Raw genomic sequence first — 15,508 nt, 5'->3', positions numbered from 1 at the left:
GGGGCTCCGGAAAAGGGCGGCAATCAGGCGAGAAATTTCAGGCGCTTGAGTTCGAAGTGTTCGAGGACATCCGCGGCTTTGGCGCGGAAACTCTGGATATGTGCACTCTGGTCGTGGTCGGCCAGCGCCGCATCGTCGCTCCAGCGTTCGAGCATGTAGAAAGTTTCGGGGTGTTGCAGGTCCTGGTGCAGGTCGTACTGCTCGCAACCGGCTTCGAGGCGGGTCGGTTCCAGCAGGCCGCGCAGCAGGGTTTCCAGCGTGGCCTGTTGGCCGGGTTTGGCAACCAGCGTGGCAATGACATTAAAGGCAGCAGACATACTCAACTCCTGGCACGTGATAAGCGGTGGATAGATGATTGGCTATTTCCCGTGAAGGAAAAAGCGGCTAAAACAGCAGGCTGTTTCAATAAATTTTTGATAATGAGCGAGAACACATGCTGCGCTTCGATGATTTGCAGCTGTTTGTGCGCGCGGCGGACCTGGGCAGCCTGTCTGCCGCGGCGAGGGTCATGGACCTGTCGCCTGCGGTGGCCAGCGCTGCGCTCAAGCGCATCGAACAGCAACTGGGCACGCGCTTGTTGGCGCGCTCGACGCGCAGCCTGCGGTTGACCGCCGAAGGTGAAGGTTTCCTGGAATACGCCCGTGCCGCATTGAGTTCGCTGGACGAAGGACGGCGCTTATTGGCCAGTGGCCAGGACCATGTCAGCGGCGTGTTGCAATTGTCGGCGCCCTCGGACTTCGGGCGTAACCAGCTGTTGCCATGGCTGGATGAGTTCCAGCGTGAATACCCGCAACTGGCGGTGCGCCTGTTGCTGGGCGATCGCATTGCCGACCTGTTCCGCCAGCCTGTCGATATTGCCTTGCGCTACGGCGAGCCCGAGGACTCGAGCCTGATTGCACTGCCCATCGCCCCGGACAATGTTCGCGTGCTGTGTGCCGCCCCCAGTTACCTCGCCCGGCATGGCGAGCCCCGGCACCTGGAGCAACTGGCCCAGCATAATTGCCTGCTCTATATGCTCGGCAGCCGAGTCCACGATCGCTGGAGTTTTCACGACGGCCGGCGTGAGGTGAGCCTGACGGTGGCCGGCGACCGTTTCAGTGACGATGCCGACGTCGTTCGTCGCTGGGCTGTCGCGGGTGTCGGCATTGCCTACAAGTCCTGGTTGGATGTGAGCACGGATGTGCTGGCCGGGCGTTTGCGGGTGATCCTGCCTGAGCTGTGCGGGGAGCGCACACCGCTCAACCTGCTATGCGCCCACCGTGCGCAATTGAGCAAGCCGATCAACTTGCTGCGGGAGATGCTGGTATCCCGTTGTGCGACATTGACTGCGCAATGGTCGGAGCGCTTGAACACTGGGCAATAGCTTCCACCACAGCAGGAAATTTCACTCAGACCCTGTCCCTATCTGCAGCGTCAGACCCGGCGGTGCGTGCGGGGTGCGCACCTATACTTTGGCGCCAACCGCAGCAGATAAATGATTCAACAGGGAGTGAATACGTGGAAGAAGCACCTTGCATCAGTCAGATCGCCAGCTTGCTTGCCGAGCCTAAACGTACGGCCATGCTCTGGGCCTTGATGGACGGTTCCGTGAAATCTTCAGAGGAGTTGGCGGTGCTCACCGGGTTGTCCGCCGCGTCGGCCAACGCCCATTTGGCTCGGCTGACCGCAAGCGGCCTGCTGCTCACCGAGGCCCGACGCGGCAAGCGCCTGTTTCGTGTGGCGGCCGCCGATGTGAGTGCCGCCATCGACGCGCTGGCCAGTACCACCATGGCCAGCGCCGCCCGTAGCCGCCCGTCTGTTTCGCCACCGGCGTTGGTGGCGCCGCCGCTGTTGCGCCGTGCCCGGTTGTGCCATGGGCATCTCGGTGGGGAGTTGGCGGCGGGGTTGTATCAGCGCATGTTGGCGGCGGGTTGGATTGAGCGTCACGAACAACGTATCGAGGTCACGGTCAAGGGTGCGCAATGCCTGGCAGACCTGGGTATTTTTACTCAGGCGCTGGCGTCGCCGCTGGTCTGCGACTGTTTCGACTGGAGCCAGCCACAACCCCACTTGGGTGGCGCCTTGGGCGTGGGGCTGCTGCAACTGTTCCTGCAGTCGAACTGGATCAGTGTGATCAACGAGTTTCGGGCCTTGTTGGTGAACGACGTCGGGCTTGCACACATCCAGTTGATCGCGGCGCCTGAGCAACCCTGACGCCCGTCGGCCGGCGTCGTTCAGGGTTTCGACCAGGTCGCATCCAGCAATAACCCGCGCCAATGATGCCGCACACTGACCGAGGGGATTTTCACACTGGGGGTGCGGCATGGGTTTACAGGGCTATAGCGCGGCGGAGCGTCTGGAACGGTTGCCCATCAGCGGCTACCACCGAATCATCTTCATCATTATCGCCCTGGCGTTTTTCTTCGACTCCATGGACTTGGCGATGATGACCTTCCTGTTAGGTTCCATCAAAACCGAGTTTGGCCTGAGCACGGCCCAGGCCGGGTTACTGGCCAGTTCGAGCTTTTTCGGCATGGTGGTCGGCGCCTCGTTGTCGGGCATGTTGGCTGATCGCTTTGGCCGTAAGCCGGTGTTCCAGTGGAGCATCGTGTTATGGGGCATTGCCAGCTACCTGTGTTCCACGGCGCAGACGCTGGAGATGCTGACGTTGTTTCGCATCTTGCTGGGGATCGGCATGGGCATGGAATTCCCGATTGCCCAGTCGATGCTCTCGGAGCTGATTCCGGCCAAGGGGCGTGGTCGGTACATTGCGTTGATGGATGGCTTCTGGCCGCTGGGGTTTGTGGCGGCGGGTGTGCTGTCTTACTTTCTGCTGCCGGTGATTGGCTGGCGTGACATCTTCCTGGTGCTTGCGGTGCCGGCCGTGTTTGTACTGGCGATTCGGTTTTTTATCCCGGAGTCGCCGCGCTGGCTGGAGCAGGCCGGGCGGCATGCGGCTGCCGACCAGGTCTTGCAGGGTATCGAACAGAAAGTGCGTGCTTCATTGGGCCGCGTCGATTTGCCGGAGCCGATCCGCCTGCCACGGGTGGAAAGCGCGCCAGGGACGTTTTTTTCGGCATTCCAGCAGTTGTGGTCGGCGCAGTATCGCCAGCGCACGATGATGATCTGGTGCGTCTGGTTCTTTGCCTTGCTCGGTTTTTACGGCCTGACTTCGTGGCTGAGTGCATTGCTGCAGCAGTCAGGTTTTGCGGTGACCCAGTCGGTGTATTACACCGTGATCATTTCCCTGGGCGGCATCCCCGGGTTCCTGATGGCCGCCTGGTTGGTGGAGCGCTGGGGGCGTAAGCCGGTGTGCGTGGTGACCTTGCTCGGCGGCGGGGTGATGGCGTTTGTGTATGGGCAGAGCGCGGTATTCGGCGGCAATGTCGGTTTGCTGATCACCTCGGGTTTATTGATGCAGTTCTTTCTGTTTGGCATGTGGGCGGTGCTGTACACCTACACGCCGGAGTTGTATCCCACCTCGGCACGGGCGACCGGCTCGGGGTTCGCCTCGGCGATTGGTCGGGTCGGCTCATTGCTGGGGCCGTTGGTGACGGGGTTGGTGTTCCCGGTTACCGGGCAGGGCGGGGTGTTTGCCTTGGGCGCGCTGTGCTTTGCAGTGGCGGCGCTGGTGGTGTGGGTATTCGGTATGGAGACGAAGGGCAAGACTCTGGAAGAGCTGACGCAAGCCTGAAGTTGATGAGCACAGTGCGAGAGGGGGCAGGCCCCCTCTCACCTGTCGAGCTGCATTTATTGCGTTATGGCTTTACCAGGCGCGCATCCAGGCTGTTCTGCGCCAGGCGCTTGGCCTGGTCCTGGGTCATGCCCAGCGAGGTGTACAGCGCGTGGAAGTTCTCGGTGACATAACCGCCGAAGTACGCCGGGTCATCCGAGTTCACCGTCACCTTCACGCCACGCTCAAGCATGTCGAGGATGTTGTGCTGGGCCATATCGTCGAACACGCACAGTTTGGTGTTGGACAGCGGGCACACGGTCAATGGGATCTGCTCGTCGATGATGCGCTGCATCAGGCGCTCGTCTTCGATGGCCCGCACGCCATGGTCGATACGCTGGATTTTCAGCAGGTCGATGGCTTCCCAGATGTACTCGGGCGGGCCTTCTTCACCTGCGTGGGCCACGGTGAGGAAGCCTTCGTGGCGGGCACGGTCGAACACGCGCTGGAATTTGCTCGGCGGGTGACCCATCTCCGAACTGTCCAGGCCCACGGCCACGAATGCATCACGGAACGGCAGGGCCTGGTCGAGGGTTTTCTCAGCCTCGGCTTCGCTCAGGTGGCGCAGGAAGCTCAAGATCAAACCGCTGGTGATCCCCAGTTGCTGCTCGCCATCTTTCAGTGCGGCGGCGATGCCGTTGAGCACTACTTCGAACGGCACACCACGGTCGGTATGGGTTTGCGGGTCGAAGAAGGGTTCGGTGTGGATCACGTTCTGTGCTTTGCAGCGCAGCAGGTAGGCCCAGGTCAGATCGTAGAAATCCTGGGAGGTGCGCAGCACGTCGGCGCCCTTGTAATACAGGTCGAGAAATTCCTGCAGGTTGTTGAAGGCGTAAGCCTTGCGCAGGGTTTCGACGTCGTTCCACGGCAGCGCAATCTTGTTGCGCTCGGCCAGGGCGAACAGCAACTCAGGCTCCAGCGAGCCTTCCAGGTGCAGGTGCAGTTCAGCCTTGGGCAGGGCGTTGAGCCAATCGTACATGTCTAGTTTCTCATCAGGTGCAATGGCGGCATTCTACAGGCCATGGACGAAATATTTGGCAAAACCTGACCAGCAGGAGAGTTTTGCTTGGTTCACGCCAGAGCAGCGTGAACTAAGGTGTAACGAAACGTTAGCGATGTGCCGTAGTCTTTACCCCATCAATGACTGATTAGCTGTTTGATAAGGCCCGGAATGCTCACATCCCTCAAGCAAGAAAAATTCATGCTCCTGGCGCTGGTTGCCGCCATCGCCGCCTACCCGCTGGAGCACTGGATGCTCCACAGCGGACAAATGGTCGCGTTGCTCGCCGGCCTGGCCCTGATCGTTTTTATCGTGATGGCTTCGATGCGCGTGGCCCATCACGCCGAACAATTGGCGGAAAAGGTCGGCGACCCCTACGGCACCATGATCCTGACCCTGGCCGCCGTGCTGGTGGAAGTGGTGATCCTGGCGATCATGATGAGCAACGAGCCGTCGCCCACCCTGGTGCGCGACACCATCTATTCGGCGGTGATGCTCGACATCAACGGCATCCTCGGCCTGGCCGCGCTGATGGGCGGCATCAAGCACGGGGAGCAGTCCTACAATGACGATTCGGCGCGCACCTACAGTGTGATGATCCTCACCGCCATGGGGGTGTCGATGGTGGTGCCGGAATTTATCCCTGAAGCTGACTGGAAAATCTACTCGGCGTTTACCATCGGCGCGATGGTGCTGCTCTACACCTTGTTCCTGCGCATGCAGGTGGGGCCGCACAGTTATTTCTTCAGCTACAGCTACCCGGAAAAGCGTCGTAAGAAACAGCCGGAAGAACACCAGGAGCCGCCGATCAACCTGGCGTTTTCCATCGCTACGTTGGTGTTTGGGGTGATTGTGATTGGCGCATTGGCCGAGGTGATGTCCAAGACCCTCGACCTGGGCCTGGAAGGCACGGGCGCGCCGCCGGTGATTACGGCGATCGTGGTTGCGGCTATTTCGGCCGCACCGGAAATCCTCACCGCGTTGCGCGCCGCCTTGGCCAACCGCATGCAGTCGGTGGTGAACATCGCGTTGGGCGCTTCGTTATCGACGGTGATCCTGACCGTGCCGGTGATGGAGGCCATGGCACTCTACACCGGCCAGCCGTTTCAGATGGCGATGACGCCGGTGCAAACGGTGATGGTGTTTATCACGCTGATCGTCAGCGCGATCAACCTCAACGATGGCGAAACCAACGCCATCGAAGGGATGACCCATTTCGTGTTGTTCGCGACCTTTATCATGTTGTCGCTGTTGGGCTTGTAATCAGCCTGCGATCAACTGCCGTGCCGCCTGGGTGTGATCGGCAATCAAGCCTTTCAGATCCAGGCCCTCGACCTGGCCGTCGATGACTCGCCATTGGCCGCCAACCATGACCCGATCCGCACGATCCGCACCGCACAACAGCAGCGCCGAGATCGGGTCGTGGCTGCCGGAAAAACGCAGTTCATCGAGCTTGAACAGCGCCAGGTCGGCCTGCTTCCCGACCGCCAACTCACCGATATCCGTACGCCCAAGCAATTGCGCCGAGCCTTTGGTGGCCCAGCCCAGCACGCCTTCAGGGGTGATTTTTTCCGCCCCATAACGCAGGCGTTGGATATACAGGGCCTGACGGGCCTCAAGGATCATGTTCGACGCATCGTTGGACGCAGAACCGTCTACGCCCAGGCCAATGGGCGCGCCTGCGGCCAGCAGGTCCAGGGTGGGGCAGATACCCGAGGCCAGGCGCATATTCGAACTGGGGCAATGGCAGATACCGGTGCCGGCGGCACCCAGGCGTGCGATCTCGTCGGGGTTGAAATGGATACCGTGGGCCAGCCACGTGCGCGGGCCGAGCCAACCGACACTGTCGAGATAGTCCACGGTGCGCAGGCCGAAACGTTGCAGGCAGAAGTCTTCTTCATCGAGGGTTTCCGCCAGGTGCGTATGCAGGCGCACGTCGAGCGTGTCGGCCAGTTCGGCGCTGGCTTGCATGATTTGCGGGGTGACGGAAAACGGCGAGCAGGGCGCCAGGGCTATCTGGATCTGCGCGCCCTCGCCACGCTCGTGGTAGGTGTGGATCAGGCGTTGGCTGTCTTCGAGAATCACTTGGCCCTGTTGGACGGTCTGCTGCGGTGGCAGCCCACCGTCGGCTTCGCCCAGGCTCATGGAACCGCGGGTCAGCATGGCGCGCATCCCCAGTTCACGCACGCTCTGCACTTGCACGTCGATGGCGTTTTCCAGGCCGTCGGGGAACAGGTAGTGGTGATCCGCTGCCGTGGTGCAGCCCGAAAGCAGCAATTCGGCCAGCGCCACCTTGGACGCCAGCGCGAGTTTTTCCGGGGTCAGTCGCGCCCAGACCGGGTAGAGGGTTTTCAGCCACGGGAACAACGGCTGGTTGACCACGGGCGCCCAGGCGCGGGTCAAGGTCTGGTAGAAGTGGTGATGGGTGTTGATCAACCCGGGAAGAACGACATGTTCGCGAGCATCGAACACCTGTGCACAGGGCTGCGCGGGTTCTTGCCCTGGGGCCAGCAGTTCGGCAATCACGCCGTCTTGCAGCACCAGGCCGCCACGGGCGTCGAGGCCGTTGGCAGTGAAAATTGCGAGGGGGTTTTTTAACCAGATACGGGTCGCAGGCATTGGCCGGCTCCTCTGAATGATGGGTTCAGGTTTGCCAGCTCAGTGTTGCCCTGTCTGCTGATCCAGGGTCGCCGGTGAAGGCGAGGGGGCAGTCTACGCGTGGAGCGTTATCGGCCGCAATCGGTCGATAACGCCCCACCGGTTTACCAGGCGATGGTATCGCCCTTGTAGTCGATGAAGTGATGGCCGCCTTTGCCGGTGTAGGCGTTCACCTGGTCCACCAGGCCGCGCACGCTGGTGTCGACATCGATGTGCGCGTCTTCCCCGCCCATGTCGGTCTTCACCCAGCCCGGGTGCAGCGACAGCACGGTGAGCTTGTGATCGCCAAGTTGAGTGATGAAGCTGTTGGTCATGGAGTTGAGCGCGGCTTTGCTGGCTTTGTACAGCGCCAGGTCCGAGCCGTCGGGAATGGTCACGCTGCCCAGCACCGAACTCATGAACGCCAGTACGCCGCTGTCCTGGCGGATCCGCCCGACAAAGCGTTGGGCCAGGTTGATCGGCGCCACCGCGTTGGTGAAGAACAATTGGCCGACTTCCGCCAGTGTGGCGTGGCCCGGCTCCTGATTGGCCGGGCCCTTGACGCCGGCATTGACGAACAGCAGGTCGAAAGTGCGGTCCTTGAGGCGCTGGCTCAAGGCGATCACGGCTTGTTGATCATCCATATCCAGCTTCTCGATATGCACCGGGCCCAATGCTTTCAGAGCATCGGCCTTGTTCGGATCACGCACGGTGGCGGTCACGTCCCAGCCGTCCTGAAGCAATTGCTTGACCAGGCCAAGGCCCAGCCCGCGCGAGGCGCCGATGATCAATGCGGTTTTTGGCGTAGACATGAAGGCTTCCTTTGGAGTCGCGGTTCAGTGAATTCGGCTGACCACATTACCCCAGGCTTGGGCAAATGGGGTCAAGTGTTGTTGAGCAAAAAACGAACAGTGCTCGCAACCCCTTGTGACAGAAGGGTTACAGGCCGATGTGCTCAGGTTATCCACAGGCAGGTGCACAGTACATGTGGGCAGTTTCAACGTTGCAGCAGGATGCGCCCACGGCTGAGGTCGGCGAGTTGGGTTTGCAGGGTATCGATGTGCGCCTCGCCCAGTGCGAGCTGTAGTTCGACGCCATTGGCGGTGAAGTGTTCGTCCACCACCAGGCCGCCCAGTTCGGCGACGCGCAGTTTCACCAGGTTCAACTCGGAGAACCCGCAGGCACAGCTCAGCGGTACACGGCTGATCAGTTCGATGCGCTCGGCATTCTGCAGGCATTTGTTCGCGCCACCCCCATAGGCACGGGCCAGGCCGCCCGTACCCAGCTGGATACCGCCGTACCAGCGAATCACCAGCACGGCGACCTGATCAAACCCCTGGGCTTCGATAGCCGCCAGGATCGGCCGCCCGGCCGTGCCGCCTGGTTCGCCATCGTCATTGCTACGGTACTGATCGGCGAGCTTCCAGGCCCAACAGTTGTGCGTGGCGTTGAGGTCGCTGTGTTGCTCGAAGAACGCCTGGGCGTCCTGCGGGCTGGTGATCGGCGCGGCGAGAGTGATGAAGCGGCTTTTGCGGATTTCTTCACGAAATTCGCAAAGGCCGGTGAGCGTGAAAGGCATAAGTCGCTTCGTTCAGAGGGCCGGCTTGATGCCACAGCCTTTGAGAATGATATGGATCAGGTTGGTACCGGCGTCTTCCATATCCTGTTTGGTCAGCTTGGTACGGCCGGTGACGCGGCAGATTTGCGTTGCGAAGTCGGCATAGTGCTGGGTGCTGCCCCATAGCAGGAAGATCAGGTGCACGGGGTCGATGGGGTCCATCTTGCCTGCCTCGATCCAGGCCTGGAACACCGCCGCCCGGCCGCTGAACCAGGCGCGGTAGTCTTGGCTGAAGTATTCGGTCAGGCATTCACCGCCGCTGATGATCTCCATGGCGAAGATCCGCGAGGCTTGTGGGTGTCGCCGGGAAAACTCCATCTTGGTGCGGATGTAGCGGGTAAGGGCCACCGCTGGGTCGTCCTCGGCGGTCAGCGCGTTGAAGGTGCTGTCCCACAGTTCGAGGATGTTGCTGAGCACGGCGATATACAGGCCCAGTTTGTTGGTGAAGTAGTAATGCAAGTTGGCCTTGGGCAGTCCGGCACTCGAGGCGATGGTGTTCATGCTGGTGCCTTTGTAGCCGTGGCGCGCGAACTCATCTTCAGCTGCTTGAAGAATCGCTTGTTCGTTCTTTTGTCGAATGCGGCTGGCGGGCTTGCCGGCGTGGTGGCTGTGGGCAGGAACTTCGAGGCTCATGGAGGTTTCCGTGCTGATCGATAGAGGCGACGTGTGCACAGATAACCCACCCTCAAGCCTCAGACAAGTCCCGATGCAATAAAACCCTTAAAGCTGTTACAGCGTGTCGCTTTGCGCCGTGTGATTTGCGGCAATGTGCGTGGCTTTGGCTTCGGGCAATAACAGGCACAACAGGATGGCGGTCAGGCCGCCGCTGGTGATGGCCGAGTCGAACAGGTTCTGCACCAGGGGTGGCATCAAATGCAGCAGGTTGGGTTGGGCGGCGATACCCAGGCCCACGCCAAACGAGGTGGCGATGATCAGCATGCTGCGCCGGTCCAGCGGCGCCTGGGCGAGGATGCGCACACCGGCGGCGGCCACGCTGCCGAACATCACCAGGGTTGCACCGCCCAGCACCGGCTTGGGGATTTGCTGCAGGATGGCACCCACCAGCGGGAACAAACCCAGGCAGAACAGTAACAAGCCTATGTATAAACCGACGTAACGGCTTGCCACGCCGGTGAGCTGGATGACGCCGTTGTTCTGCGCAAAGGTGGTGTTGGGAAAGGCGCTGAACGTGGCGGCGATCATGCAACTGACACCATCGCCCAGGACGCCGCCCTTGAGTCGGCTTATGTAAGAAGGGCCGCTGATAGGTTGACGGGCAATCATGCAATTGGCGGTGAGGTCGCCAACGGTTTCGATGCTGCTGATCAGGTAAATCAGCGCGATCGGCAGGAAAGCGCTCCAGTCGAAATTGAAACCAAAGCGAAACGGGATCGGCAAGCTGATCACGGGCAAGTCGGGCAGGGCTTGAGGGACCAGTTTGCCGCTCAGCCACGCCGCAAGGCTGCCGAGGGCCAGGCCGATGATGATCGCCGAGAGACGCACCCACGGCGTGTTCGAGCGATTGAGCAGGATGATCGTCAGTACCACGAACAGGCCCAAGGCCAGATTGCCGGGAGCGCCGAAGTCCGGCGCGTTGAAACCTCCGCCCAGGTCGGTGATGCCCACTTTGATCAGGCTGATGCCGATCAGCGTGATGACAATCCCGGTCACCAACGGCGTGATTACCCGGCGCAACTGGCCGATGAAACGGCTCAACAGAATCTGCACCGCGGCGCCGAAAAAGCACACGCCGAAGATCATCGCCATGATGTCCTCCGGGCTGCCGCCGCGTTGTTTGACCAGGAAACCCGCCGACAGCACCGCGCCGAGAAACGCAAAGCTGGTGCCTTGCAGGCAGATCATGCCGGCGCCTATCCCAAACGGCCTACGCGCCTGGATGAAGGTCCCTACACCGGAGACCATGAGCGCCATGCTGATCAGGTAGGGCAAATGGGCGGTCAGGCCCAACGTGGAGCCGATGATCAGCGGCGGGGTGATGATGCCGACGAAGGCGGCCAGCACGTGTTGCAAGGCGGCCAGGCAGGCGGCAGCGGGTTTTGGCCGGTCGTTGAGGCCGTAGATCAGGTCATTGGTGTTGGCGGAATCTGGTGGCATGGCGGGCAAACTCAAGGCGGACGGTTCAAGGTCCTGGCTCTCTTGCAAAAAGCTGTCCAGTTGCTCAGCTTTTTGTGCGAGGCCCGAGTTAGCGCGTTGCGGCCAGGCTTTCGAGGAAGCTTTCCAGCACCAAATGAGGGCGCCGGCCCTTGCGCGTGACCGATGCCAGGCTTAAATCGTAAAAGCGTGTAGCCGGTTTCAGCGCACGTAGTCGGCCTTGTTGTACCCAGAGGCTGGCGTAGTGGTCGGGCAGATAACCGATGTAACGCCCGGTGAGGATCAGGAACGCCATGCCTTCGCGGTCCGATGCGCTGGCGGTGCAGTTGAGGGCCTGATAATGGGCCTGGATCTCGGCGGGCAGGCGGAAGGTGGGGGCGATGGCGTCCTGGCTGTCGATGCGGGCGTTGTCCAGCAGCGTGTCGTCGGCATAAAACAGCGGGTGGCCGACCGCGCAGTAAAGCAGCGACCGTTCGCTGTACAGCGGTTGGTATTCAAGCCCCGAGAGAGCGCTGGCCTGGGGGACTACGCCGACATGCAGGCGGCCGTCGAGCACGCCTTGTTCGACCTCATTGGGCGCGATCATGCGGATCTGGATCTGCACGTCCGGGCCGCGTTCTTTCAACTGCGCCAGGGCATGGGTGATGCGCATGTGCGGCAGGGTGACCAGGTTGTCGGTGAGACCGATGATCAGCTCGCCGCGCAAATGCTGGTGCAGGCCGTTGACCTCGGTGCGGAAACTTTCCAGGGCACTCAAAAGTTGCAGGGCCGATTGATAAACCTCGCGGCCTTCTTCCGTCAGGGAAAAACCGGCACGTCCGCGCTGGCACAACCTCAAGCCGAGGCGTTGCTCCAGGTCGCTCATTTGTTGGCTGATGGCTGAGCGCCCGATACCCAGTACGGTTTCAGCTGCCGAGAAGCCACCGCATTCCACCACGCTGCGAAAAATGCGCAGCAGGCGAATATCGAAGTCGCTGACTTGGGCCAGGGGATCGGGGCGACGGCTGCTCATAGTTTAGTAAAAGCCTGACTGAAGGTTAGAAGAGTTGGATTTCACCGACTTTATCGCCGTGGCAACTTAGCTGCAACCTGTGCTTTCCAATCCCGACGCTGCCTTTTGCCCTGCGAGGTTTTGCTGATGAACATGCCCGAAAACGCCCCTTCGTCCCTGGCCAGCCAACTGAAGTTGGATGCCCACTGGATGCCTTACACCGCCAACCGTAACTTCCAGCGTGACCCGCGCCTGATCGTGGCTGCCGAAGGCAGTTGGTTGACCGATGACAAGGGCCGCAAGGTGTACGACTCGTTGTCGGGCTTGTGGACCTGCGGCGCAGGGCACACCCGCAAGGAGATTCAGGAGGCGGTCGCCAAGCAATTGAGTACCCTGGATTACTCCCCAGGCTTCCAATATGGTCATCCACTGTCCTTTCAGTTGGCGGAAAAGATCACCGATCTGACCCCGGGCAACCTGAACCACGTTTTCTTCACCGACTCCGGCTCCGAGTGTGCCGATACGGCGGTGAAGATGGTGCGCGCCTACTGGCGCCTGAAGGGCCAGGCGACCAAGACCAAGATGATCGGCCGCGCCCGTGGCTATCACGGTGTGAACATCGCCGGCACCAGCCTGGGTGGCGTCAACGGCAACCGTAAGATGTTTGGGCAGGCAATGATGGACGTTGACCATCTGCCGCACACCTTGCTGGCGAGCAATGCTTTTTCCCGTGGCATGCCGGAGCAGGGTGGGATTGCGCTGGCCGATGAGTTGCTCAAATTGATCGAGTTGCATGACGCCTCGAACATCGCCGCTGTATTTGTCGAGCCGATGGCTGGCTCAGCTGGCGTACTGGTGCCGCCTCAGGGGTATCTGAAGCGTCTGCGTGAAATCTGTGATCAGCACAACATCCTGTTGGTGTTCGATGAAGTTATCACCGGTTTCGGCCGTACCGGCTCGATGTTCGGTGCGCAGAGCTTTGGAGTGACCCCGGACCTGATGTGCATCGCCAAACAGGTCACCAACGGCGCAATCCCGATGGGCGCAGTGATTGCCAGCAGCGAGATCTATCAGACCTTCATGAATCAGGCGACGCCTGAGTACGCCGTGGAGTTCCCGCACGGCTACACCTACTCGGCGCACCCGGTGGCTTGTGCAGCCGGCCTGGCGGCACTGGACTTGTTGCAGAAGGAAAACCTGGTGCAGAGCGTGGCTGAAGTCGCCCCGCACTTTGAGAATGCGCTGCATGGTTTGAAGGGCAGCAAGAATGTGATCGATATTCGCAACTATGGCCTGGCCGGCGCTATCCAGATTGCCGCGCGTGACGGTGATGCGATCGTGCGTCCATTCGAAGCCGGTATGGCCTTGTGGAAGGCTGGTTTCTATGTGCGCTTTGGCGGGGACACCCTGCAGTTCGGGCCAACCTTCAACAGCAAGCCGCAGGATCTGGATCGCTTGTTCGACGCGGTCGGCGAAGTGCTGAACAAGATCGACTGATTTCTCCTTCTATATAGAACAATTTTTCAGGAGCCTTGCATGAGCCTTATCCAACACTTGATCAACGGTGAACTGGTCAATGACAGCCGTCGTAGCGCCGATGTGTACAACCCGTCTACCGGCCAGGTGATCCACCAGGTGCCATTGGCCAGTCGCGAAACCATTCAACAGGCGATCGACTCGGCCAAGGCTGCGTTTCCGGCCTGGCGTAATACCCCACCAGCCAGGCGTGCCCAGGTGATGTTTCGTTTCAAGCAATTGCTGGAGCAGAACGAGGCGCGTATCTCGCAGTTGATCAGTGAAGAGCACGGCAAGACTCTGGAGGACGCCGCAGGTGAGCTGAAGCGCGGGATCGAGAACGTCGAGTACGCCTGTTCGGCGCCGGAGATTCTCAAGGGTGAATACAGCCGCAACGTGGGGCCGAACATTGATGCATGGTCGGACTTCCAGCCGCTCGGCGTGGTTGCGGGTATCACCCCGTTCAACTTCCCTGCGATGGTGCCATTGTGGATGTATCCGCTGGCGATCGTCTGCGGTAACTGTTTTATCCTGAAACCGTCGGAGCGTGATCCGAGTTCAACGTTGCTGATCGCGCAACTGCTGCAAGAAGCGGGTCTGCCAAAAGGCGTGCTGAACGTGGTGCACGGGGACAAGGGGGCAGTGGATGCGCTGATCGAAGCACCCGAAGTAAAAGCCCTGAGCTTTGTCGGTTCGACTCCGATTGCCGAGTACATCTATGCCGAAGCCACCAAGCGTGGCAAGCGCGTGCAAGCGCTGGGTGGGGCGAAGAACCATGCGGTTCTGATGCCGGATGCCGATCTGGACAACGCCGTCAGTGCTTTGATGGGAGCGGCGTATGGTTCCTGTGGCGAGCGTTGTATGGCTATCTCGGTGGCCGTATGCGTGGGCGACCAGGTGGCGGACGCGTTGATTGCCAAGCTGGTGCCGCAGGTCAAGGCGCTGAAGATTGGTGCGGGCACTTCTTGTGGCCTGGATATGGGGCCGTTGGTGACAGGCCAGGCACGGGATAAGGTCAGTGGTTATATAGAAGACGGTGTGGCATCGGGTGCCGAGCTTGTGGTGGACGGTCGTGGCCTGAGTGTGTCCGGGCATGAAGAAGGTTTCTTCCTGGGCGGCAGCCTGTTTGACCGTGTGACCCCCGAGATGCGGATCTATAAAGAGGAGATCTTTGGGCCTGTGTTGTGTGTGGTCCGGGTGAACAGCCTGGAAGCCGCGATGCAACTGATCAACGATCACGAATACGGCAATGGCACCTGCATCTTCACCCGTGATGGGGAAGCGGCACGCTTGTTCTGTGATGAGATTGAAGTGGGGATGGTTGGCGTAAACGTTCCACTGCCGGTGCCGGTGGCCTATCACAGCTTCGGGGGCTGGAAGCGTTCGCTGTTTGGCGACTTGCATGCCTATGGGCCGGACGGGGTGCGTTTCTATACCCGTCGCAAGGCGATTACCCAGCGTTGGCCGCAACGTGCCAGCCATGAAGCTTCGCAGTTTGCCTTCCCTAGTTTGTAAGGTGAACTGAAAGCCGGCCCCTTGGGGCCGGCTTTGTGTTTTTGGGGCTTTTTTGACTGATATGACAGAAATGTGAAAAAAGCGGTTGACGGCGAATTGTATCTGTCTATAATTCGCCCCACTTCCGGCGCAGTCGAAACTGAAAACTCCTTGGTAAACAAGAGGTTACGAAGATTCAGGCAGCGAATAGCTTCAGTTCATCGAAGCCCAGAAGGAGTTGGTAGGGCGGTGTTGTTTGGCTCTATCAACGGTTCGATCTTCTCGGTCGAAAGCGGAGAAAAAGAGGTGTTGACAGCAGCGTGTAACGCTGTAGAATTCGCCTCCCGCTAACGAGAGATCGGAAGCGCAAGTGGTTGAAGTTGTTGAAGAAATCTTCGAAAGCTTCTGAAAATAATCACTTGACAGCAA

At 60.2% G+C, this 15,508-nt stretch carries 14 protein-coding genes; 6 read left to right on the top strand and 8 right to left on the bottom strand.

Annotated features, from left to right (window positions below; genetic code table 11):
- Positions 1 to 23: 23 nt before the first annotated feature.
- On the bottom strand, positions 24 to 317 hold the full coding sequence (locus C9383_RS12440; protein WP_060755735.1) for a putative quinol monooxygenase: 294 nt from the start codon (positions 315 to 317) through the stop codon (positions 24 to 26).
- 116 nt (positions 318 to 433) lie between these two features.
- Here C9383_RS12440 and C9383_RS12435 point away from each other — a divergent pair, with 116 nt between their 5' ends.
- The 3 genes from C9383_RS12435 (at position 434) to C9383_RS12425 (ending at position 3,673) form a co-directional block, all read left to right on the top strand.
- Positions 434 to 1,363 (top strand): LysR family transcriptional regulator, encoded by a 930-nt coding sequence (locus C9383_RS12435; protein ID WP_090366996.1) that lies wholly within the window; start codon positions 434 to 436, stop codon positions 1,361 to 1,363.
- A gap of 134 nt (positions 1,364 to 1,497) precedes the next feature.
- Positions 1,498 to 2,193, top strand: a complete 696-nt coding sequence (locus tag C9383_RS12430) for an ArsR/SmtB family transcription factor (RefSeq protein WP_060755737.1) — start codon at positions 1,498 to 1,500, stop codon at positions 2,191 to 2,193.
- A 109-nt stretch (positions 2,194 to 2,302) separates the two neighbouring features.
- Positions 2,303 to 3,673: an MFS transporter gene (locus C9383_RS12425; RefSeq protein WP_090366994.1), complete on the top strand. Its 1,371-nt coding sequence runs from the start codon at positions 2,303 to 2,305 to the stop codon at positions 3,671 to 3,673.
- A 64-nt stretch (positions 3,674 to 3,737) separates the two neighbouring features.
- Here C9383_RS12425 and C9383_RS12420 read toward each other — a convergent pair whose 3' ends face one another.
- Complete coding sequence (locus tag C9383_RS12420) at positions 3,738 to 4,691, bottom strand: adenosine deaminase (protein ID WP_043051475.1); 954 nt, start codon at positions 4,689 to 4,691, stop codon at positions 3,738 to 3,740.
- Positions 4,692 to 4,883: 192 nt separating this feature from the next.
- On the opposite strand from C9383_RS12420, the gene C9383_RS12415 reads away from it, so the two are divergent.
- Positions 4,884 to 5,975: a calcium:cation antiporter gene (locus C9383_RS12415; protein ID WP_060755740.1), complete on the top strand. Its 1,092-nt coding sequence runs from the start codon at positions 4,884 to 4,886 to the stop codon at positions 5,973 to 5,975.
- Here C9383_RS12415 and C9383_RS12410 read toward each other — a convergent pair whose 3' ends face one another.
- The 6 genes from C9383_RS12410 to C9383_RS12385 form a co-directional block, all read right to left on the bottom strand.
- A complete protein-coding gene (locus C9383_RS12410) occupies positions 5,976 to 7,331 on the bottom strand; it encodes an 8-oxoguanine deaminase (RefSeq protein ID WP_060755741.1) in 1,356 nt (451 codons plus the stop codon).
- Between the two features lie 143 nt (positions 7,332 to 7,474).
- Entirely contained in the window at positions 7,475 to 8,161 is a 687-nt protein-coding gene (locus C9383_RS12405) for an SDR family oxidoreductase (protein WP_090366992.1), read from the bottom strand.
- A gap of 185 nt (positions 8,162 to 8,346) precedes the next feature.
- A complete protein-coding gene (locus tag C9383_RS12400; protein WP_060755743.1) occupies positions 8,347 to 8,928 on the bottom strand; it encodes an IMPACT family protein in 582 nt (193 codons plus the stop codon).
- Positions 8,929 to 8,940: 12 nt separating this feature from the next.
- Entirely contained in the window at positions 8,941 to 9,600 is a 660-nt protein-coding gene (locus C9383_RS12395) for a TetR/AcrR family transcriptional regulator (RefSeq protein ID WP_060755744.1), read from the bottom strand.
- Between the two features lie 96 nt (positions 9,601 to 9,696).
- The gene (locus C9383_RS12390) at positions 9,697 to 11,082 is read right to left on the bottom strand and encodes a uracil-xanthine permease family protein (RefSeq protein WP_090366990.1); all 1,386 of its coding nucleotides are present in this window, start codon (positions 11,080 to 11,082) and stop codon (positions 9,697 to 9,699) included.
- A gap of 88 nt (positions 11,083 to 11,170) precedes the next feature.
- Positions 11,171 to 12,091 carry a LysR family transcriptional regulator gene (locus C9383_RS12385; protein ID WP_090366988.1) on the bottom strand — a complete coding sequence of 307 codons (921 nt, stop codon included), beginning with the start codon at positions 12,089 to 12,091 and terminating at the stop codon, positions 11,171 to 11,173.
- Positions 12,092 to 12,217: 126 nt separating this feature from the next.
- Between C9383_RS12385 and aptA the strand changes: the two genes are divergently transcribed.
- Entirely contained in the window at positions 12,218 to 13,567 is a 1,350-nt protein-coding gene (gene aptA, locus C9383_RS12380) for an omega-aminotransferase AptA (RefSeq protein ID WP_060755746.1), read from the top strand.
- 39 nt (positions 13,568 to 13,606) lie between these two features.
- On the top strand, positions 13,607 to 15,100 hold the full coding sequence (locus tag C9383_RS12375; protein WP_090366986.1) for a CoA-acylating methylmalonate-semialdehyde dehydrogenase: 1,494 nt from the start codon (positions 13,607 to 13,609) through the stop codon (positions 15,098 to 15,100).
- Positions 15,101 to 15,508: the final 408 nt, after the last annotated feature.

The sequence above is a fragment of the Pseudomonas palleroniana genome, from assembly GCF_003031675.1.
Lineage (GTDB): Bacteria > Pseudomonadota > Gammaproteobacteria > Pseudomonadales > Pseudomonadaceae > Aquipseudomonas > Aquipseudomonas palleroniana.
This window is presented reverse-complemented; position numbering and strand designations above follow the sequence as displayed.

Coding starts and splice junctions, on each gene's coding strand:
- C9383_RS12440 (WP_060755735.1), bottom strand. CDS start 317: ATGTCTGCTGCCTTTAATGTCATTGCCACGCTGGTTGCCAAACCCGGC.
- C9383_RS12435 (WP_090366996.1), top strand. CDS start 434: ATGCTGCGCTTCGATGATTTGCAGCTGTTTGTGCGCGCGGCGGACCTG.
- C9383_RS12425 (WP_090366994.1), top strand. CDS start 2,303: ATGGGTTTACAGGGCTATAGCGCGGCGGAGCGTCTGGAACGGTTGCCC.
- C9383_RS12420 (WP_043051475.1), bottom strand. CDS start 4,691: ATGTACGATTGGCTCAACGCCCTGCCCAAGGCTGAACTGCACCTGCAC.
- C9383_RS12415 (WP_060755740.1), top strand. CDS start 4,884: ATGCTCACATCCCTCAAGCAAGAAAAATTCATGCTCCTGGCGCTGGTT.
- C9383_RS12410 (WP_060755741.1), bottom strand. CDS start 7,331: ATGCCTGCGACCCGTATCTGGTTAAAAAACCCCCTCGCAATTTTCACT.
- C9383_RS12405 (WP_090366992.1), bottom strand. CDS start 8,161: ATGTCTACGCCAAAAACCGCATTGATCATCGGCGCCTCGCGCGGGCTG.
- C9383_RS12400 (WP_060755743.1), bottom strand. CDS start 8,928: ATGCCTTTCACGCTCACCGGCCTTTGCGAATTTCGTGAAGAAATCCGC.
- C9383_RS12395 (WP_060755744.1), bottom strand. CDS start 9,600: ATGAGCCTCGAAGTTCCTGCCCACAGCCACCACGCCGGCAAGCCCGCC.
- C9383_RS12390 (WP_090366990.1), bottom strand. CDS start 11,082: ATGCCACCAGATTCCGCCAACACCAATGACCTGATCTACGGCCTCAAC.
- C9383_RS12385 (WP_090366988.1), bottom strand. CDS start 12,091: ATGAGCAGCCGTCGCCCCGATCCCCTGGCCCAAGTCAGCGACTTCGAT.
- aptA (WP_060755746.1), top strand. CDS start 12,218: ATGAACATGCCCGAAAACGCCCCTTCGTCCCTGGCCAGCCAACTGAAG.
- C9383_RS12375 (WP_090366986.1), top strand. CDS start 13,607: ATGAGCCTTATCCAACACTTGATCAACGGTGAACTGGTCAATGACAGC.